Here is an 18561-nt window from a genome sequence, read left to right as displayed (position 1 = left end):
CCGCAGTTCCTTGTGGGAGCGAGCCTGCTCGCGAATGCGGTGGGTCAGCAACAAAAATGCAGCCTGACACTGCGCTTTCGCGAGCAGGCTCGCTCCCACATTCGAAATCTCAAATATTGGCAGCAGGCTCCACCATGAACTCGCAAAGTATCATCGTCCCGAAAATCTCCACCCTGCCGGTGCACGAGCCCCGGGCGCGGGCGATCGTGCGCTGGCTGGTGCGCAAGAACATCATCGAAGAACAGCTGACCACCTGCGGCCGCACCGGCAACCGTATGGCCCACGCCATCGCTGATGGTGCTCGCGCCGTGGTGCTGTACCCCGAAGCGCTGCCGTTCGGCGAGCCGATCAATGGCCTGGAGATCGTCACCAAACGCTGCATCTACACCCCGGCCAAAGGCTTTCTCGAAGAGGCTGGTTGCGCCGAGTGCCGCCGCGAAGTGGGTGAGGCGCTGTTCGAGAGTCTTGAAGACTGGTTTCCAGGGCGCACCGACAATTTCACCTGCCCGGAATGCGGGCACGAGGACGACATCAACGGCTTCCTGTTTTTGCAGGAATGCGCGTTTTCCAACCTCGGCTTCATTTTCAACAATTGGCTGGAGGCGGGGTTCAAGCAGAGCTTTATCGACGAGTTCGCCGATTGGCTCGATCAACCTGTCTCTTGGGTCAAGGTGGAGCTGTAGGGCCGGGCTTTTCCATCTATCAATTAGGCTGAGTTTTACATTGAACAGCAGGGGGTGTCTGACTATAATGGCGCGCTTCCATTTTCCCGCTCGGGAGCCCCCGCGATGCTGCGTATCAGCCAAGAAGCTCTGACATTCGACGACATTCTCCTAGTGCCCGGTTATTCCGAGGTGCTTCCCAACGAAGTCAGTCTCAAGACCCGTCTTACCCGTGGCATCGAACTGAATATTCCTCTGGTTTCTGCCGCCATGGACACCGTTACTGAAGCCCGTCTGGCAATCGCCATGGCTCAGGAAGGTGGCATCGGCATTATCCACAAGAACATGACCATCGAGCAGCAAGCTGCCGAAGTGCGCAAGGTCAAGAAGTTCGAAGCCGGTGTGGTCAAGGATCCCATCACCATCGAGGCCGATGCCACGGTGCGTGATCTGTTCGAACTGACCCGTCTGCACAATATCTCCGGCGTTCCGGTACTGCACGATGGCGACCTGGTCGGCATCGTCACCTCCCGCGACGTACGTTTCGAAAACCGTCTGGAAGCCACTGTCCGCGAAGTGATGACGCCTAAAGAGCGTCTGGTCACGGTCAAGGAAGGCGCCGACAAGAACGACGTGCGTGAACTGCTGCACAAGCACCGCATCGAGCGCGTGCTGATCGTCGACGACAAATTCGCCCTCAAAGGCATGATGACCGTCAACGACATCGAAAAAGCCAAAGCCTACCCGCTGGCCAGCAAGGACGATCAAGGTCGTCTGCGCGTCGGCGCTGCGGTCGGCACCGGTAAAGACACCGGTGATCGCGTGACTGCACTGGTCAATGCCGGCGTGGACGTGGTGGTGGTCGACACCGCACACGGTCACTCCAAAGGCGTGATCGACCGCGTACGCTGGGTCAAAGAGAACTTCCCTGAAGTGCAGGTGATCGGCGGCAACATCGCCACCGGCGCTGCCGCCAAGGCCCTGGCTGAAGCGGGCGCCGACGCAGTCAAGGTCGGTATCGGCCCTGGCTCGATCTGCACCACCCGTATCGTCGCCGGTGTCGGTGTGCCGCAAATCAGTGCCATCGCCAACGTCGCCGCCGCCCTTGAAGGCACCGGCGTGCCGTTGATCGCCGACGGCGGTATCCGTTTCTCCGGTGACCTGTCCAAGGCCATCGTCGCCGGTGCGTCCTGCGTGATGATGGGCTCGATGTTCGCCGGTACCGAAGAGGCCCCGGGCGAGATCGAACTGTTCCAGGGCCGTTCGTACAAGGCTTATCGCGGCATGGGTTCGCTGGGCGCCATGTCCCAGGCCCAGGGCTCGTCCGACCGTTACTTCCAGGACTCCTCGGCAGGCGCCGAGAAACTGGTTCCGGAAGGCATCGAAGGCCGTGTGCCGTACAAAGGCACCCTGAGCGCGATCATTCACCAGTTGATGGGCGGTCTGCGTTCCTCGATGGGTTACACCGGCAGCGCCAACATCGAAGAAATGCGCACCAAGCCCGAGTTCGTGCGGATCACCGGTGCCGGCATGGCCGAGTCCCACGTTCACGACGTGCAGATCACCAAGGAAGCGCCAAACTACCGCGTAGGTTGAGGCTTCCAGCAAAACGTTAAATCACCGGGGCTGTTCATTCAGCCCCGAGTTGTTTCTGATTCACTACATGAGAATGAGTCATGGCCCTCGACATTCACGCTCACCGCATCCTGATCCTCGACTTCGGTTCGCAATACACCCAGCTGATTGCCCGCCGCGTGCGCGAGATCGGCGTGTACTGCGAACTGCACCCGTTCGACATGGACGAAGATGCGATCCGCGAATTCGCCCCTAAAGGCGTCATCCTCGCCGGCGGCCCCGAGTCCGTGCACGAAGCCAACAGCCCGCGCTGCCCGCAGGCAGTGTTCGACCTGGGCGTTCCGGTATTCGGCATCTGCTACGGCATGCAGACCATGGCCGAGCAACTGGGCGGCAAGGTGGAAGGTTCCGAACTGCGTGAGTTCGGTTACGCCCGCGTTGACGTGGTCGGCAAGAGCCGCCTGCTCGACGGCATCGAAGACCACATCGACGCCGACGGCCTGTTCGGCCTCGACGTTTGGATGAGCCACGGTGACAAAGTCACGAAGATGCCGGAAGACTTCCACATCCTCGCCAGCACCCCAAGCTGCCCGATCGCCGGAATGTTCAACGACGACCGCGCTTACTACGGCGTGCAGTTCCACCCGGAAGTGACCCACACCAAACAGGGCGGTCGCATCCTGTCGCGCTTCGTGCTCGACATCTGCGGCTGTGAAGCCCTGTGGACGCCGTCGAAGATCGCTGAAGACGCCATCGCCAACATCCGCGCCCAGGTCGGCACCGACAACGTGCTGCTGGGTCTGTCCGGTGGCGTTGACTCCTCGGTGGTTGCCGCGCTGCTGCACAAGGCCATCGGCGATCAGCTGACCTGCGTCTTCGTCGACAACGGCCTGCTGCGTCTGCACGAAGGCGAGCAAGTGATGGCGATGTTCGCCGAGAACATGGGCGTCAAGGTGATCCGCGCCAATGCTGAGGAGCAGTTCCTCAACAACCTGGCCGGCGAAGCCGACCCGGAGAAGAAGCGCAAGATCATCGGCCGCACTTTCATCGACGTGTTCGATGCCGAATCGTGCAAGCTGGACAACATCAAGTACCTGGCTCAGGGCACCATCTACCCGGACGTGATCGAGTCGGCTGGCGCGAAAAGCGGCAAGGCCCACGTGATCAAGTCGCACCACAACGTGGGCGGCCTGCCGGAAGAGATGAACCTGAAACTGGTCGAGCCCCTGCGCGAACTGTTCAAGGACGAAGTCCGTCGTCTGGGCCTGGAACTCGGCCTGCCGTACGACATGGTCTACCGTCACCCGTTCCCGGGCCCGGGCCTGGGCGTGCGCATTCTCGGTGAGGTGAAGAAGGAATACGCCGACCTGCTGCGTCGCGCTGACCACATCTTCATCGAAGAACTGCGCAAGGCCGACTGGTACCACAAGGTCAGCCAGGCGTTCGTAGTATTCCAGCCAGTCAAATCGGTCGGCGTGGTCGGCGATGGCCGTCGTTACGCCTGGGTCGTGGCCCTGCGTGCCGTGGAAACCATCGACTTCATGACCGCACGTTGGGCGCACCTGCCTTACGAACTGCTGGAAACCGTTTCCGGCCGCATCATCAACGAAATCGAAGGCATCTCGCGCGTTACTTACGACGTGTCGAGCAAGCCGCCGGCGACGATTGAGTGGGAGTGATCCCGCGCCTGAGGGCCTGTACTGACTGACAAAAAGCCCGCTGAGTTGCGGGCTTTTTGTATTGGCAGTTGGATGGATCGACACCCAGGCGCTGGCCTAGCGACGGTGCCGTTAGCAATCGGTGCACGACGTCGGAGATGCCTCGATGTACCTGTCTTTCGACTGTGCTACTTTACGAGCAGAAACTGATCAAGTCGTTTGGGGTAAAAATCGATGAACCACAAGCTGAGCACCTATGGCGTATGCATAGTAGATAGGCCCAAAATCAAAGCCACCAAGAAGCTGGACTTGGGAGGCGATCAGGGTAAGCAGATTGTTTACTCAGAAACGAAACTGGTTCTCAGAACTCACCAGAAGACATTCAAGAAGCTGGCTGACATGTAATGGAGCTAATCCACTTTCCATTTGAGCGAGTCATTGAAATAAACACACAGATCTTGACTACTGAGCCCGGCATGAAGGGGCGTGTGAATATTCCCATCTTGCAAGGCGCGCTCGCCAGAATCGACAATGCGATAGCCTATAACGGGCTCGACGATGTATTTGAAATTGCTGCCAAATACACTGCCAGCATCGCGCAAGGCCACGCGTTGCCTGATGCCAACAAGCGCACCGGGCTGGCAGTCGGCTTGGAATATCTCTCGCTCAATGATTATGAAATCACCTTGGACAACGATCTGCTGGCGGATGCCGTCAGGGATTTGGTTACCGGTGAGATTAACGAACATGACTTTGCTGACATTCTCTACTCCTGCTTCAAGGCTTCTCAAAACCAGGAATCGTACTAGTTACGCCTGTTGTGCTCGCTCACTTGATTTGCCTTGGTTCTGGTTGGGCAATGGTGCTTATGATTTTCGTCTCTATTGTTAATTAAGGGGAAGTAATCCCGCGGTAAGTTCGATTAACTAAAACCCTTGGTGTGATGCCGAGGGTTTTTTCATTTCGCAGCCTTGGAAACGGGTCAGTCGGCAGGCGGCTTTGCAGCGGCAGGCCAATTTTATCAGGCGCTGGGTCAGTGCAGCGATGTCACGAAACATGAGGCCATGATGCGCGGCATCGCTTGAGCCCAGACATAGCATTGGCCGTTCGGTCCAAGATTCACCCTTTTGAACAATTGTACTGGCGCTGTTGCGACGCACCAGCGTGTATGCCAACCACATATTTTGGACGGGCTCGCTTGCCAGCGGACATTACCGCCGCGCCACATCCGAAAAATAGAACTTGTCCAGCGTATGCCGCGATTCGGTGTATTCGAACTGGCGGCCGTCCTGCAGGAAGGTCTGGTTGCTGACCACGATGACATGGCTCTGGCCGTCGAGGTCCAGGTGTTGTTGGTCGTCCTTGCTGGACGGTACGGCTTCGATGGTGCGCTGGGCGTAGGCGATCTGCAGTTGCAGGGTCTGTTCGATGTGGGCGTAGATCGAATGTTCGGCGATGTCTGCTGACAGGTCGGGGATCACGTCGCTGACGAAGTGGTTGATGTCGAGGATGACCCGTTTGCCGTCGATGCGCCGTACCCGCTTGATCCGGGTGATCGGGCTGCCGGGTTCGGCATTGATGTGTTCGAGCAGCGCACCTTCCAGCGGCACCTGACACATCTCGACCACTTCGGTGCTGACGTCGTTGCCCAGTCGCGGGTGGGTCTCCTGGAAGCTGACGATGCCGCCGAGCTGGAATTCGATCGGGTTGGTCGACAGCACGAACGCGCCTTTGCCGTGAATCTTTTGAGCGAAACCGCGCTCCTGCAACTGGTCGATGGCCTTGCGCACCGTGCCCCGGCTGGCCTGATAGGTGTCCATCAGTTCGGTTTCGGAAGGCAGCCGGGCGCCACGCTCCAGGCGCTGGGTGGTGATGCTGGCAAGCAAATCGCTGTAGATCTGGTTGTATTTGCTCATGGCTGGACTCTGTGCCGACGGTGCTCAAAACCCCGAACCTTAAGGGCAGGGTAGGGGTTTGTCCATGCGGACGAAGGAAAACATCTTAGGTCGGAGTAGGAAGAATCCGCGTTTTTCTGACGTTCATCCACGGATGCAAACTCGTACAGACGAGTTGTTGCATTAACTCGTACAGACGAGTATTTTTCGTTTCGGCGTGCTGCCTATAACAACAATCCACGACGGAAGAACAAGCATGAGCCATGACTATCCGAACATCGCCAAGGAGCTGCTGGAAAGCCTTGGTGGCCGTGACAACATCGAGCAGGCGGCGCATTGCGTCACGCGTTTGCGCCTGGCGCTGAAGAACCCCGCGCTGGTGAATGTGGCCGCGCTCAATGGCGTCGATCTGGTCAAGGGTTCGTTCTTCACCGGCGGGTTGTATCAAGTGGTCATCGGCCCGGGTGATGTTGAAAAGGTTTATGCCGAACTGCGCCAGCAGACAGGCCTTGCGGCATCGACCATCGCCGACGTTAAACAGAAAAGCGCCGAGAAGATAAACGCCATGCAGCGGCTGGTGCGGGTGTTTTCCGATGTGTTCATGCCGATCCTGCCGGCGCTGATCATTGCCGGCCTGTTGATGGGCATCAACAACCTGCTCGGCGCCAAGGGCATGTTCATCGAGGGCCAGACCCTGCTCGATGCCTATCCCAACCTCGACGGGTTGTGGAGCCTGATCAATCTGATGGCCAACACCTCGTTCGTGTTCCTTCCGGCGCTGGTGGGCTGGTCGGCAGCCAAGCGTTTCGGCGGCAGCGAAATCCTCGGCATCGTCCTCGGTCTGATGCTGGTGCACCCGGACCTGCTCAACGCCTGGAATTACGGCAAGGCGGTGGCCGGGCTTGACGGGCAGCAACTGCCGTACTTCGACATCCTCGGCCTGTTCCAGGTGGAAAAGGTCGGCTACCAGGGGCAGATCCTGCCGATCCTGCTGGCGGCGTACGTGATGAGCGTCATCGAGAAATGGCTGCGCGCACGCGTGCCCAACGCGGTGCAGTTGCTGGTGGTGCCGATCACCACCATCGTTGTCACTGGCGTGCTGGCGTTGGCGATCATCGGCCCGGTGACCCGGCATATCGGCATCTACATCACCGAAGGGCTGGTGATGCTGTTCGATCTGGCGCCGTTGGTAGGCGGTCTGATTTTCGGCCTGTTGTATGCGCCGCTGGTAATCACCGGCATGCACCACATGTTCCTCGCCGTGGATCTGCAACTGATCTCCAGCCAGGGCGGCACCTTCATCTGGCCTATGATCGTCATGTCCAATCTGGCGCAGGGCAGTGCGGCCCTGGCGGTGTTCTGGATGACGCGTAATGCGCGGGACAAGAGCATGGCCTCGACCTCGGCGATTTCTGCGTATTTCGGCATCACCGAGCCGGCGATGTTCGGCGTCAACCTGCGCTACAAATTCCCGTTTTACGCCGCGCTGGCCGGTTCGGCGCTGGGCTGCATGTTCCTCTCGCTGAACAAGATCCAGGCCTCGGCCATCGGCGTCGGTGGCTTGCCCGGTTTCATCTCGATCGTTCCGCAATTCATCCCGATGTTCGTCATCGGGATGCTGATCGCCATGCTCGTGCCGTTTGCCCTGACCTGCGTGCTGAGCATGAAGATCGTCCGTCCGGGTTACCGGGTTGCCTGAAATCAATAAAGGAGTCGCGCCATGCAAGACTGGCAACGTTCGGTGATCTACCAGATCTACCCGAAGAGCTTTCACAGCCATGCCGGCAACGCCACCGGCGATCTGCTCGGCATCGTCGCCAAGCTCGATTACCTGCAATGGCTGGGGGTCGATTACCTGTGGATCACGCCGTTCCTGCGCTCGCCGCAGCGCGACAACGGCTACGACATCAGCGACTACTACGCGGTCGATCCGAGCTACGGCAGCATGGCCGACTGTGAACTGCTGATCGCCGAAGCGGGCAAACGCGGGATCAAGCTGATGCTCGACATCGTGGTCAACCACACCTCGATCGAGCACGTCTGGTTCCAGCAGGCCCGCAGCAGCCTCGACAACCCTTACCGTGACTTCTACATCTGGCGCGACCAGCCGAACAACTGGGAATCCAAGTTCGGCGGTTCGGCCTGGGAATACGAAGCGCAGACCGGCCAGTATTACCTGCACCTGTTCGACCACACCCAGGCCGACCTCAATTGGGACAACCCCAAGGTCCGCGACGAAGTATTCAAAATGATGCGTTTCTGGCGCGACAAGGGCGTCGGTGGTTTTCGTCTGGACGTGATCAATCTGATCTCGAAACCGGCGGACTTCCCCGAGGACGACAGCGACGGTCGGCGCTTCTACACCGATGGGCCTAACGTGCATGCGTACTTGCAGCAAATGCACCGTGAGGTCTTCGAAGGGCATGAGCTGATCAACGTCGGCGAGATGTCTTCAACCCGCCTCGAACACTGCATCCGCTACTCCAATCCGCAGTCGAAAGAATTGTCGATGACCTTCAACTTTCATCACTTGAAGGTCGATTACCCGAACCTGCAGAAGTGGGTCCGCGCCGATTTCGACTTCCTCCAGCTCAAGCAGATCCTGTCCGACTGGCAGACCGGCATGCAGGCGGGCGCTGGCTGGAATGCGCTGTTCTGGTGTAATCACGATCAGCCGCGCGTGGTCTCGCGCTTCGGCAACGACGGCGAATACCGCGAGCTGTCGGCGAAGATGCTCGGCACAGCGCTGCACTTGTTACAGGGCACGCCGTTCGTCTATCAGGGCGAAGAACTGGGAATGACCAATCCGGGGTTCGAGAGCATCGAGCAATACCGTGACGTCGAAACCCTGAATATCTTTCGCCTCAAGCGTGAAGCCGGCACCAGCGACCTCGACAACATGGCGGCGATCATGCAGAAGTCCCGCGACAACGGGCGCACGCCGATGCACTGGCACGCCGGGCACAACGCCGGCTTCACTCGCAGCGAACCATGGATTGGTGTATCGGCCAATGCCGCACTGATCAATGTCGCGCATCAACTGCACGACCCGGAATCGGTGCTGCATCACTATCGGCGCCTGATCGCTTTACGCCGCACTGAAGCGTTGATCTCCGATGGCATCTATCGCCAGTTGTTGCCGGAGCATCCACAGGTCTGGGCGTACCTGCGCGAGGGGACGGGAGAACGCTTGTTAGTGGTGAACAACTTCTATGGCACTGCCTGTGAGGTCGAGCTACCGGCGCTGCTCGACGAAGCCCAGGAGCAGCGCTTGTTGATCAGCAATTACCCGGACTGCCCGCAACGCACGAGTTTGCTGCAGTTGCGACCTTACGAATCCTTCGTACTGCACCTGACCGACCCCTGATTTTTTAACTGAATAACAACCTTTGAAAAAACACGCAGAACGCTGCGCGGGGGATTTGTGCGCGCTGAATTCCTGCAACCACACAATAAAAACAACGGGTGGCATATATGAGAGCAACCATAAATTACAGTCTGGCAGTCGCGGGGATTTGTCTGGCAATGCCCACGTCATCACATGCGCTGGAGTTCGGCGGCTATCTGCGCAGCGGTGTCGGTACTTCGGTCAACAGCGGCAGCCAGTCGTGTTTCCAGTTGCCCGGCGCGCAGACCAAATATCGCCTCGGTAACGAGTGCGAGCAGTACGGTGAGCTCGAGCTGCGCCAGGATCTGTACACCCTCGACGACGGCTCGGTGCTGAGCGTCGACGGCATGGCCTCGCTGTATAACCGCTACGACCGCAGCCTGACGTTCAAGGAAGACAACGGCTCGATTCGTTTGCCGCAGGCGTATGCGCAATGGTCGGCGATGCCCGCGCTCAACGGCGGCTCGCTGTGGGCCGGGCGGCGTTACTACAAACGTAACGACATCCATATTTCCGATTTCTATTACTGGAACCAGAGCGCCACCGGTGCAGGCATTCAAGACGTGATGCTCGGGGGCCTGAAATACAGCTACGCCTTTTCGCGCAAGGACAACCTTTACCAAAAGGATTACATCAACCGCCACGACTTCAACGTCGGCGGTTTCAACAGTAACCCGGGCGGTGAACTGGAGTTCGGCCTGAGTTACATCGACAAGCCCGACAGCCGCGATGCCCACCGTGGCTGGGCGATCACCACCCAGCATGTGCAGCAGGACTTTTTCGGTGGCAAGAACAAACTGGCGCTGCAATACGGCGAAGGGCCGGGAACCGGATTGGGCTATACCGGTAACGTCAGGCTCGATGACCGCAACAAGAGCTATCGCATCGTCGAGTTCTTCGACTGGCAACTGACGCCACGTTTTGGCGGACAATTCCAGGCGGTGTATCAGAAAGATATTCGTCAGGGTGGCGCCGACCAGAACTGGCTCTCACTCGGTGTGCGCCCGGCCTATGCACTGAGCGAGCAGTTCAAACTGGTGACCGAACTGGGGCACGATCAGGTCGAGGCGGCGGACGGCACGCGCAAGCTGAGCAAGTTTACCTTCGCGCCGACCTGGTCACCGAAAGGCCCGGAATTCTGGGCGCGGCCCGAAGTACGTCTGTATTACACCTATGCCAGCTGGAACCAGGCAGCCAAGCGTGCCGCCAACCTGTTGGCCAAAGGTTCGGCGCTGTCCGACACCGGCGCGTTCGGCAACGCACGGCACGGGGCCAATGTCGGGCTGCAGGTTGATTACTGGTGGAAATAAGCAAAGCGGCTGCGACCGCTCATTCAATCAATACAAGCTCAGGTGATGTCATGGCCACACCCCAACAATTGCAGCTGCTGGCTCCTTTATCCGGCGTGCTGATGGCGCTGGACCAGGTGCCCGACCCGGTGTTTGCCGGGCGGATCATCGGCGACGGTTTGTGCATCGACCCGACTTCGTCAACGCTCTGCGCACCGTTGGCCGGTGTGGTCAGCGATGTGCAGGCCAGCGGGCATGCGCTCACCATCACCAGTGACGCGGGTGTGCAGGTGTTGATGCATATCGGCCTGGACACGGTGAATCTCGCCGGCGAAGGATTCACCCGCCGCGTTGAAGCGGGGCAGCGGGTCGAAGCGGGGCAGGCGCTGATCGACTTCGATGCTGACTACATTGCCCTGCACGCGCGCAGTTTGTTGACCTTGATGCTGGTGGTCAGCGGCGAGCCGTTCGATTCACTCGTTGGCTCAACCGGGTTGGTCGAGGTGGGCCAGCCAGTGCTGGACGTGGTGGTCGGCGCAGCCGTTGGCGAACATCCAGCGCCGGTGCCGGGCGACGCGGTGTTCTCGCAGCCGATCAACCTGCCCAATCCCAATGGCCTGCACGCGCGGCCGGCGGCAGTATTTGCCCAAGCGGCCAAAGCATTTTCAGCGACCATCCATCTGCACAAGCTGCAAGCGCAAGCCAACGGCAAATCCCTGGTGGCGATCATGGCGTTGCAGACGGCCCATGGCGACAGTGTGCAGGTCAGCGCCGAAGGTGAAGATGCCGAGGCAGCGGTCGCGGCGCTGACACGCTTGCTGAGCGAAGGCTGCGGCGAAGCGGTGACAGCGCCCGCACCGGTCGAAGTCGATGCAGCAGAAATGCCGAACATCCTGCGCGGTGTCTGCGCCTCGCCCGGTTCGGCGTTGGGACAAGTCATGCAGATCGTCGAAGCGTCGCTCATGGTCACCGAGTTCGGCGCCGAGCCGCCAGTTGAACTGGAGGCGTTGAGCCAAGCCCTGATCGAAGCCGACATGGCCCTGCAACATCTGCGCGACACCGCCAGCGGCCAGGCGCAGGCGGAGATCTTCAAGGCACATCAGGAACTGCTCGCTGACCCGAGCCTGCTGGATCAGGCCAGGGCGCTGATCGACGCAGGCAACAGCGCGGCGTTTGCCTGGAAGACCAGCACCGACGCAACGGCGGCGATGTTTCGCTCGCTGGGCAATGCCTTGCTGGCTGAGCGCGCGGCGGATCTGGATGATGTCGGCCAGCGCGTGCTGAAGCTGATCCTCGGTGTTCACGAGCAGACGCTGGAGTTGCCGGACGACACCATTCTGATCGCCGATCAGTTGACCCCTTCCCAGACCGCCGGGCTCGATACGCGCAAGGTGCTCGGGTTTGCCACCGTTGGCGGCGGCGCCACCAGCCATGTCGCGATCCTCGCGCGGGCCTGTGGCTTGCCGGCGATTTGCGGCATGCCGCTGCAAATGCTCGGGCTCGGCAACGGCACGCGGGTGCTGCTCGATGCCGACAAAGGCGAATTGCAGTTGCACCCGGACGCCGAGTCCATCGATCAATTGCGCACGCGGCATGAGCGCCAGCGTAAGCGTCATCAGCTGGAACTGGCGCAGGCCAGCGAGGCGGCCTGCACCCGTGACGGTCAGCACATCGAAGTCACCGCCAACGTTGCCTCGCAGGAAGAAACCGCCCAGGCCATGGAGCTGGGCGCGAGTGGAGTTGGCCTGCTGCGTTCGGAATTTCTCTACCTGGGCCGCCAACAGGCTCCCAGCCAAGATGAACAAGTGGCCACCTACAGCGCCATCGCCCGCACCATCGGGCCGGTACACAATCTGGTGGTGCGCACCCTCGATATCGGTGGCGACAAACCGCTGGCTTATGTGCCGATGGACAGCGAAACCAATCCTTTCCTCGGTTTGCGTGGCATTCGTCTGTGTCTTGAACGACCGCAACTGTTGCGCGAGCAGTTCCGCGCAATCCTCGCCTGCTGTGAACTGACGCGTCTGCACATCATGTTGCCGATGGTCACGAATCTGGCCGAGCTGCGTCTGGCGCGGCAGATCCTCGAAGAGGAGGCGCGAGTAGTCGGCATTAGGCACATGCCAAAGCTGGGAATCATGATCGAAGTGCCCGCCGCTGCGCTGATGGCCGATGTGCTGGCGCCGCACGTGGATTTCTTTTCCATCGGCACCAACGATCTCACCCAATACACCCTGGCCATGGATCGTGATCATCCGCGTCTGGCCAGTCAGGCGGACAGCTTTCATCCCTCAGTGCTGCGCCTGATCGCGATGACGGTTAAGGCGGCCCATGCCCACGGCAAATGGGTCGGCGTCTGCGGCGCCATGGCGTCTGAACGCCTTGCGGTGCCGTTGCTGCTGGGGCTGGGTGTGGATGAGCTGTCGGTGAGCGTGCCGTTGATTCCGGCGATCAAGTCGGCGGTCCGCGAAGTGGATCTGGCCGACTGTCGAATCATCGCCGAACAGGTTTCGAACTTGGAAAGCGCCGCCGACGTGCGCGCAGCCTTGCAGCAGTTTCATGGGGCGAAAGTCGATGCCTCACCGGTTATGGAGAATTGAACATGTTCGACAAATTGCAGCAGGCATTCTGGAAAGCACTGACGCCGGATCTGGTCTCGGATGAGGTGAAAGCCGTCGCCGAACCGATTGCCGGCCTGAGCGCCGAGATTGTTGCGGCGCTGGGCGGTGTGGATAACCTCAAGTCGCAGCAACCGGTGGCGCTGACTCGGGTGCGCGTGGCGCTGCACGACGAGGCCCGTGTCGACCGTCAGGCCCTGAGTGTGGCCGGTGTGGCGGGCGTCATGCCGCTTGAGGGCGGCGTGCTGCACCTGATTACCGGGCTGCGCGCATAAGGCCGACAAGACGTGCGGCCGCAGGTCGCCCTTACTGTTTCTCAACTGCGGGTGTATCGTATTCGCCTTTTGCGGATCCCTCGGGGTCTGTCGCTGATACGTGAGGTAGTTGAGTTCATGTCCTTTACCCGTCGCCAAATCCTCGGTGGCCTGGCCGGTCTTGTTGTCGTTGGCGTGGGCGCGGGAGGCGCGTCGCGTTACTGGCTGGGCAAGATGGCCGACGCCGAGGCCGGCCACGACTATGAACTGATCGCCGCGCCGCTGGACGTCGAGCTGGTGCCGGGGCACAAGACCGAGGCCTGGGCGTTCGGCCCGTCGGCGCCGGGCACCGAGTTGCGTGTGCGTCAGGGTGAATGGCTGCGGGTGCGCTTCATCAATCACCTGCCGGTGGCGACTACCATTCACTGGCACGGCATCCGCCTGCCGCTGGAGATGGACGGCGTGCCCTACGTATCGCAACTGCCGGTGCTGCCGGGCGAATACTTCGACTATAAATTCCGCGTGCCGGACGCCGGCAGCTACTGGTATCACCCGCATGTCAGCAGCAGCGAGGAACTGGGGCGCGGGCTGGTCGGGCCGCTGATCATCGAAGAACGCGAGCCGACCGGCTTCAAGTACGAGAAAACCCTGAGCCTGAAGAACTGGCACATCGACGAGCAAGGCCAGTTCGTCGAATTCAGCATCCCCCGCGAAGCGGCCCGTGGCGGTACCGCTGGGCGCCTGTCGACGATCAATGGTGTGCCGTTGCCGGTGATTGATCTGCCGGCCGGGCAGATCACCCGGGTGCGTTTGCTCAATCTCGATAATACCCTGACCTATCGCATCAACATCCCCGGTGTCGAAGCGAAGATCTACGCGCTGGATGGCAACCCGGTCGAGCCCCGCCCGTTGGGCAAGGAATACTGGCTCGGCCCCGGCATGCGCATTTGCCTGGCGATCAAGGCCCCGGCGGCGGGTGAAGAGTTGTCGCTGCGCAACGGCCCGGTGCGTCTGGGCACGCTACGTTCAGTCGCCAACACCGACGCGCCGACGGACTGGCCGAAAGCCCTGCCGGCCAACCCGGTGGCCGAGCCGGATCTGGCCAATGCGGAGAAACTCAACTTCAATTTCGAATGGGTCGGCTCGGTCTCGGTGAACACCGAAAACGGCAAACCGCCGAGCCTGTGGCAGATCAACGGCAAGGCCTGGGACATCACCGACAAGACCTGTGCTGACCGACCGATTGCCAGCCTGAAACTGGGTCAGAGCTATATTTTGGAATTGAAGAACATGACCCAGTACCAGCACCCGATCCACCTGCACGGCATGAGCTTCAAGGTGATCGCGTCGAACCGGCACAAAGTCGTGCCGTATTTCACCGACACCTATCTGCTGGGCAAGAACGAGCGTGCGCAAGTGGCGCTGGTGGCGGATAACCCGGGGGTGTGGATGTTCCACTGCCATGTCATCGACCACATGGAAACCGGCCTGATGGCCGCGATCGAGGTGAAGTGATGCGCCAGATCCGCCCGGCGGCGATCATCGACCGCAGCCGCGACCGCGACTTCATGCGCGAAGCCCTGACCCTCGCCGCACAGGGCGCCGCCCTCGGTGAGGTGCCGGTGGGCGCGGTGCTGGTGCACGATGGCGTGATCATCGGTCGCGGCTTCAATTGCCCGATCAGCACCAGTGACCCGAGTGCCCACGCCGAAATGGTCGCGATCCGCGCCGCCGCGCAGGCAGTGGATAACTATCGCCTGCCGGGCAGCACGCTGTATGTGACGCTGGAACCGTGCAGCATGTGCGCCGGGCTGATCGTGCATTCGCGGGTGGCGCGGGTGGTGTACGGCGCGCTGGAACCCAAGGCCGGGATTGTGCAGAGTCAGGGACAGTTTTTTACCCAGGGCTTTTTGAATCACCGGGTGCTGTATGAGGGCGGGGTGCTGGCTGAAGAGTGTGGTGCGGTGCTGACCGAGTTTTTCCGCGCCAGACGCACCAAAAGCCCCTCACCCTAACCTCTCCCAGAGGGAGAGGGGACCGACCTAGTTGAATGGACCAAGTCCGCCGACCTGAAATACCGAGTCGGACTCAAGTTTTGAAAAGCTCAACAATCAGCTCCCTCTCCCTGGGGAGAGGGCTGGGGTGAGGGGCAGGCCCACCGCGGTCATGGGAAAATACGCTTACTTCCTGGCGACGATAACCGCCCGCATCGGCGCCGGCAGCCCTTCAATGGTTTTGCTGTGATCCTCAGGATCAAGAAAATCACTCAGCGACTGATACTTCATCCACTCCGTCCCGCGTTGTTCTTCCACCGTCGTGGTACTGACATCCACACAACGAATATCGCTGAATCCGGCTCTGCGCAGCCACAATTCCAGCGCCGGCACCGACGGCAAAAACCACACGTTGCGCATCTGCGCGTAGCGATCTTCCGGCACCAGCACCTGATGCTTGTCGCCTTCGACCACGAGGGTTTCCAGCACCAGTTCCCCACCCTTGACCAGGCAATCCTTCAGCGCCAGCAAATGCTCGATCGGCGAGCGACGGTGATAGAACACGCCCATGGAAAATACTGTGTCGAAGCCTTCCAGATTCGGCGGCAGGTCTTCAAACGGGAACGGCAGGTGCCAGGCATTCGGCTCGGACAAGTAACGCTGCACAGCCTGGAACTGGCAGAAGAACAGCCAGTTCGGGTCGACACCGATCACGCTGTCGGCACCGGCGCCGAGCATGCGCCACATGTAGTAGCCGTTGCCGCAGCCGACATCGAGGATGCGTTTGCCCTTCAGGTCGAGGTGCGGGGAGACGCGCGACCACTTCCAGTCCGAACGCCATTCGGTGTCGACATGCACACCGAACAGGTCGAACGGCCCTTTGCGCCATGGCGAGAGGCCCATCAGCGCGGTGCGCATCTGCGCGCGGGTGTCGTCGTCGCAATCGGTGTCGAGTTTCAGGCCGTTGAGCAGGTCGATTTCGCTTGGCTGGATTTTCGGCAAGGCGTCCAGCGCACTTTGCCAGCGCTCCAGATCGCCGTGGCCCTTCTCCATTTTCTTGTCGAGTTGCGCTTGCAGGGTGTTGGCCCATTCGGCCAGCGGGGTACCGGCCAGACGGCGGGCGAGGGGGGACAGATCAATCATGGCAAGGCAATCAACGAGGCAAAGTTAAGACACTGGAACCACGGCACGACTTTCGAGAACCCGGCGGCCAGCAGGCGTTCGCGGTGTTCTTCGAGGCTGTCGGGCTTCATGACGTTTTCGATGGCGCTGCGCTTCTGGGCGATTTCCAGTTCGCTGTAGCCGTTGGCGCGTTTGAACGCCACGTGCAGATCGGTGAGCAGGGCGTGTTCTTCGGCATCGTTGAAGCGCAGCTTTTCCGAGAGAATCAGCGCGCCGCCGGGCAACAACGATTGGCGAATGCGCGAGAGCAACGCGGTGCGCTGGGCCGGGGCAATGAATTGCAGGGTGAAGTTCAGCGCCACCACCGAGGCCGGTTGAAACTCCAGCGCGAGGATATCGCCCTCGATCACCTCGACTGGCAGCAATTCCTGAAACATCGAATCCTGACCATTGAGGTACTCACGGCAACGCTCGACCATCGCCGCCGAGTTATCCACAGCGATGACCCGGCAACCGTCAGTGCGCACATGACGGCGCAGGGCTTGAGTGACTGCCCCGAGCGACGAACCGAGGTCGTAGAGCACGCTGTTCGGCTGGGCGAACTGCGCCGCGAGCACGCCGAGGTTTTCGACGATGGTCGGGTAACCCGGCACCGAGCGCTTGATCATGTCCGGGAACACCCGCACCACGTCTTCATTGAAGGCGAAGTCAGGCACCTGGGCCAAAGGCTGGGCGAATAGGCGATCGGGTTCTTTGCTCACGGCGGCGTCCGGCGGTGTCGGTGGAAAAGGCCGGCATTTTAGCCAAAGTGCGGCATGGATGCTTGAATTGCTGATAAGCCGCTTCGGTGCGGTTAAAGACGGGTGATTCGGCGACTTTGAGTCGCCGCGCACGAGGCGATCTGAAGTTGTGAGTCACGCTCTGCGCAGCTCAGCGGGCCAAGGCTGTCTCAGCTGTCGATATAATTGACTGCGAAATTCCCGTTCAGCTTGATTCCAGGGGTTATCACACCGCCGTAGTCCTGGACCGTATCGATGGCATATACGCCGGAGACGGACTTGGAGAAATGGTCAACGGTCAGCTTCAGGGTCATGCTGATCGGCGTATATCGTATGTTGGCCTTCCCCGTCTCGGTGTCGACCTTTACCTTGGCATGGCCGAGGTTGTATTCGGCAGTCACGATGTCGTTATCGAAAGTGAACTCAATCTTGTAAATATCCTGATCAAGTGGGAGATAGTCGGCGCCCGTGATGGTAATTCGCTCGGTGCGGAACGCAGTGACTAACGGAAAGCTGAACGCCTCTGCGCCTTCAATCTGGCAGGTGAAGGCGTTGGCTTGGGGTTTGGAATCCTTGTCTTGAGTGCTCATGGCCGTTCCTTGAATACGCGACAGCTCATGGGGAGCTGCTCTGCGTCCACTCTAAACGTGAGTGCGAAGGGCTGGTAACTGACAGAAATGACAGTTTTTTATACGAATAGATCATGGAATCGTGCGCGGTTATCGCGAATGTCAGGAAGGATTCGCGAACCCGATCATTCCACGGAAATGGCGCAGTCAAAGGTTTCCACTGGCAGCACTTCCGGAGCCCACGGTTGTTGCGAAGTCAGGCGCAAACGCCCGGTGCCGGCCGCGAAGGCCTGGAAGCGCCAGGTCGAAACCCCCGCTGCGCCCACCACGCCGGCATCTTCCGGATTGCTGTAAACCTCGGGGCTGAGGGCGCGCAACACGCCGCCAGCCGAATCCTGAATCGCCCAGCGGTAGCCGGTGGTCGGGTTGCTTGGCAGGCTGATGATCAGGTTTTGCCCGACGTTGAGCCGCACGGGGCATTCGCTTTGTTTTTCCACGGTCACGTTGTGTTTCGGTTGCGTGGCGCAGGCCGCCAGCAAGGAAAGGGCGAGGGGGACAAACAGGCGAATGGGGGACATAAGGTCAGCAGCTCCGGCGGTTACGACGAACGGCGAGCATAACTGAAGATGAGACAAAGTGTGACAGTCAGGGAGAATGGTGTTGCAAGAGCTGACGCCTTCGCGAGCAGGCTCGCTCCCACAGTGATCAGCAGTGTCAACAGATTTTGTGTTCACTGCATCACCCTGTGGGAGCGAGCC

Annotated in this window: 16 protein-coding genes; 11 read left to right on the top strand and 5 right to left on the bottom strand. The window is 60.2% G+C overall.

Annotation, left to right across the window (positions count from 1 at the left end; all coding sequences use genetic code 11):
• The first annotated feature begins 134 nt into the window (after positions 1–134).
• The 4 genes from QMX86_RS22090 (at position 135) to QMX86_RS22070 (ending at position 4704) form a co-directional block, all read left to right on the top strand.
• Positions 135–683: a hypothetical protein gene (locus QMX86_RS22090; RefSeq protein WP_016773342.1), complete on the top strand. Its 549-nt coding sequence runs from the start codon at positions 135–137 to the stop codon at positions 681–683.
• A gap of 105 nt (positions 684–788) precedes the next feature.
• Positions 789–2258 carry an IMP dehydrogenase gene (gene guaB, locus QMX86_RS22085; protein WP_016773343.1) on the top strand — a complete coding sequence of 490 codons (1470 nt, stop codon included), beginning with the start codon at positions 789–791 and terminating at the stop codon, positions 2256–2258.
• An 80-nt stretch (positions 2259–2338) separates the two neighbouring features.
• Positions 2339–3916: a glutamine-hydrolyzing GMP synthase gene (guaA, locus tag QMX86_RS22080; protein WP_016773344.1), complete on the top strand. Its 1578-nt coding sequence runs from the start codon at positions 2339–2341 to the stop codon at positions 3914–3916.
• Positions 3917–4299: 383 nt separating this feature from the next.
• Complete coding sequence (locus QMX86_RS22070) at positions 4300–4704, top strand: type II toxin-antitoxin system death-on-curing family toxin (RefSeq protein WP_073473283.1); 405 nt, start codon at positions 4300–4302, stop codon at positions 4702–4704.
• A gap of 402 nt (positions 4705–5106) precedes the next feature.
• On the opposite strand, the gene treR is transcribed toward QMX86_RS22070, so the two are convergent.
• Entirely contained in the window at positions 5107–5811 is a 705-nt protein-coding gene (gene treR, locus QMX86_RS22065; protein WP_016773346.1) for a trehalose operon repressor, read from the bottom strand.
• A 235-nt stretch (positions 5812–6046) separates the two neighbouring features.
• On the opposite strand from treR, the gene treP reads away from it, so the two are divergent.
• The 7 genes from treP (at position 6047) to tadA (ending at position 15354) form a co-directional block, all read left to right on the top strand.
• Entirely contained in the window at positions 6047–7489 is a 1443-nt protein-coding gene (gene treP, locus QMX86_RS22060) for a PTS system trehalose-specific EIIBC component (protein WP_024014201.1), read from the top strand.
• Between the two features lie 21 nt (positions 7490–7510).
• The gene (gene treC / locus QMX86_RS22055; protein WP_282385638.1) at positions 7511–9157 is read left to right on the top strand and encodes an alpha,alpha-phosphotrehalase; all 1647 of its coding nucleotides are present in this window, start codon (positions 7511–7513) and stop codon (positions 9155–9157) included.
• Between the two features lie 107 nt (positions 9158–9264).
• Entirely contained in the window at positions 9265–10488 is a 1224-nt protein-coding gene (locus QMX86_RS22050) for a carbohydrate porin (protein WP_282385636.1), read from the top strand.
• 50 nt (positions 10489–10538) lie between these two features.
• Positions 10539–13067: a phosphoenolpyruvate--protein phosphotransferase gene (ptsP, locus tag QMX86_RS22045; protein ID WP_282385634.1), complete on the top strand. Its 2529-nt coding sequence runs from the start codon at positions 10539–10541 to the stop codon at positions 13065–13067.
• A 2-nt stretch (positions 13068–13069) separates the two neighbouring features.
• Positions 13070–13360, top strand: a complete 291-nt coding sequence (locus QMX86_RS22040) for a PTS transporter subunit EIIB (protein WP_122706569.1) — start codon at positions 13070–13072, stop codon at positions 13358–13360.
• Between the two features lie 117 nt (positions 13361–13477).
• Positions 13478–14854 carry a multicopper oxidase family protein gene (locus tag QMX86_RS22035; protein WP_282385631.1) on the top strand — a complete coding sequence of 459 codons (1377 nt, stop codon included), beginning with the start codon at positions 13478–13480 and terminating at the stop codon, positions 14852–14854.
• Complete coding sequence (gene tadA, locus QMX86_RS22030; RefSeq protein ID WP_071173476.1) at positions 14854–15354, top strand: tRNA adenosine(34) deaminase TadA; 501 nt, start codon at positions 14854–14856, stop codon at positions 15352–15354. The genes QMX86_RS22035 and tadA overlap by 1 nt, the downstream gene beginning before the upstream one ends.
• Positions 15355–15519: 165 nt before the next feature.
• Here the strand turns inward: tadA and cmoB are convergent, their stop codons facing one another.
• From cmoB to QMX86_RS22010, 4 genes are all read right to left on the bottom strand, one after another.
• Complete coding sequence (gene cmoB, locus QMX86_RS22025; protein ID WP_016773354.1) at positions 15520–16476, bottom strand: tRNA 5-methoxyuridine(34)/uridine 5-oxyacetic acid(34) synthase CmoB; 957 nt, start codon at positions 16474–16476, stop codon at positions 15520–15522.
• On the bottom strand, positions 16473–17216 hold the full coding sequence (cmoA, locus tag QMX86_RS22020; RefSeq protein WP_073473266.1) for a carboxy-S-adenosyl-L-methionine synthase CmoA: 744 nt from the start codon (positions 17214–17216) through the stop codon (positions 16473–16475). Before cmoA ends, cmoB begins: the two co-directional genes overlap by 4 nt.
• A gap of 188 nt (positions 17217–17404) precedes the next feature.
• Positions 17405–17824 carry a hypothetical protein gene (locus tag QMX86_RS22015; RefSeq protein WP_073473263.1) on the bottom strand — a complete coding sequence of 140 codons (420 nt, stop codon included), beginning with the start codon at positions 17822–17824 and terminating at the stop codon, positions 17405–17407.
• A gap of 164 nt (positions 17825–17988) precedes the next feature.
• The gene (locus tag QMX86_RS22010; RefSeq protein WP_073473261.1) at positions 17989–18381 is read right to left on the bottom strand and encodes a protease inhibitor I42 family protein; all 393 of its coding nucleotides are present in this window, start codon (positions 18379–18381) and stop codon (positions 17989–17991) included.
• Positions 18382–18561 lie beyond the last annotated feature (180 nt).

This window comes from Pseudomonas sp. PS01270 (assembly GCF_029959775.1).
Lineage (GTDB): Bacteria > Pseudomonadota > Gammaproteobacteria > Pseudomonadales > Pseudomonadaceae > Aquipseudomonas > Aquipseudomonas atacamensis.
This window is presented reverse-complemented; position numbering and strand designations above follow the sequence as displayed.

Coding starts and splice junctions, on each gene's coding strand:
- treC (WP_282385638.1), top strand. CDS start 7,511: ATGCAAGACTGGCAACGTTCGGTGATCTACCAGATCTACCCGAAGAGC.
- treP (WP_024014201.1), top strand. CDS start 6,047: ATGAGCCATGACTATCCGAACATCGCCAAGGAGCTGCTGGAAAGCCTT.
- QMX86_RS22090 (WP_016773342.1), top strand. CDS start 135: ATGAACTCGCAAAGTATCATCGTCCCGAAAATCTCCACCCTGCCGGTG.
- guaA (WP_016773344.1), top strand. CDS start 2,339: ATGGCCCTCGACATTCACGCTCACCGCATCCTGATCCTCGACTTCGGT.
- QMX86_RS22015 (WP_073473263.1), bottom strand. CDS start 17,824: ATGAGCACTCAAGACAAGGATTCCAAACCCCAAGCCAACGCCTTCACC.
- QMX86_RS22035 (WP_282385631.1), top strand. CDS start 13,478: ATGTCCTTTACCCGTCGCCAAATCCTCGGTGGCCTGGCCGGTCTTGTT.
- cmoB (WP_016773354.1), bottom strand. CDS start 16,476: ATGATTGATCTGTCCCCCCTCGCCCGCCGTCTGGCCGGTACCCCGCTG.
- tadA (WP_071173476.1), top strand. CDS start 14,854: ATGCGCCAGATCCGCCCGGCGGCGATCATCGACCGCAGCCGCGACCGC.
- guaB (WP_016773343.1), top strand. CDS start 789: ATGCTGCGTATCAGCCAAGAAGCTCTGACATTCGACGACATTCTCCTA.
- QMX86_RS22010 (WP_073473261.1), bottom strand. CDS start 18,381: ATGTCCCCCATTCGCCTGTTTGTCCCCCTCGCCCTTTCCTTGCTGGCG.
- QMX86_RS22050 (WP_282385636.1), top strand. CDS start 9,265: ATGAGAGCAACCATAAATTACAGTCTGGCAGTCGCGGGGATTTGTCTG.
- treR (WP_016773346.1), bottom strand. CDS start 5,811: ATGAGCAAATACAACCAGATCTACAGCGATTTGCTTGCCAGCATCACC.
- ptsP (WP_282385634.1), top strand. CDS start 10,539: ATGGCCACACCCCAACAATTGCAGCTGCTGGCTCCTTTATCCGGCGTG.
- QMX86_RS22070 (WP_073473283.1), top strand. CDS start 4,300: ATGGAGCTAATCCACTTTCCATTTGAGCGAGTCATTGAAATAAACACA.
- QMX86_RS22040 (WP_122706569.1), top strand. CDS start 13,070: ATGTTCGACAAATTGCAGCAGGCATTCTGGAAAGCACTGACGCCGGAT.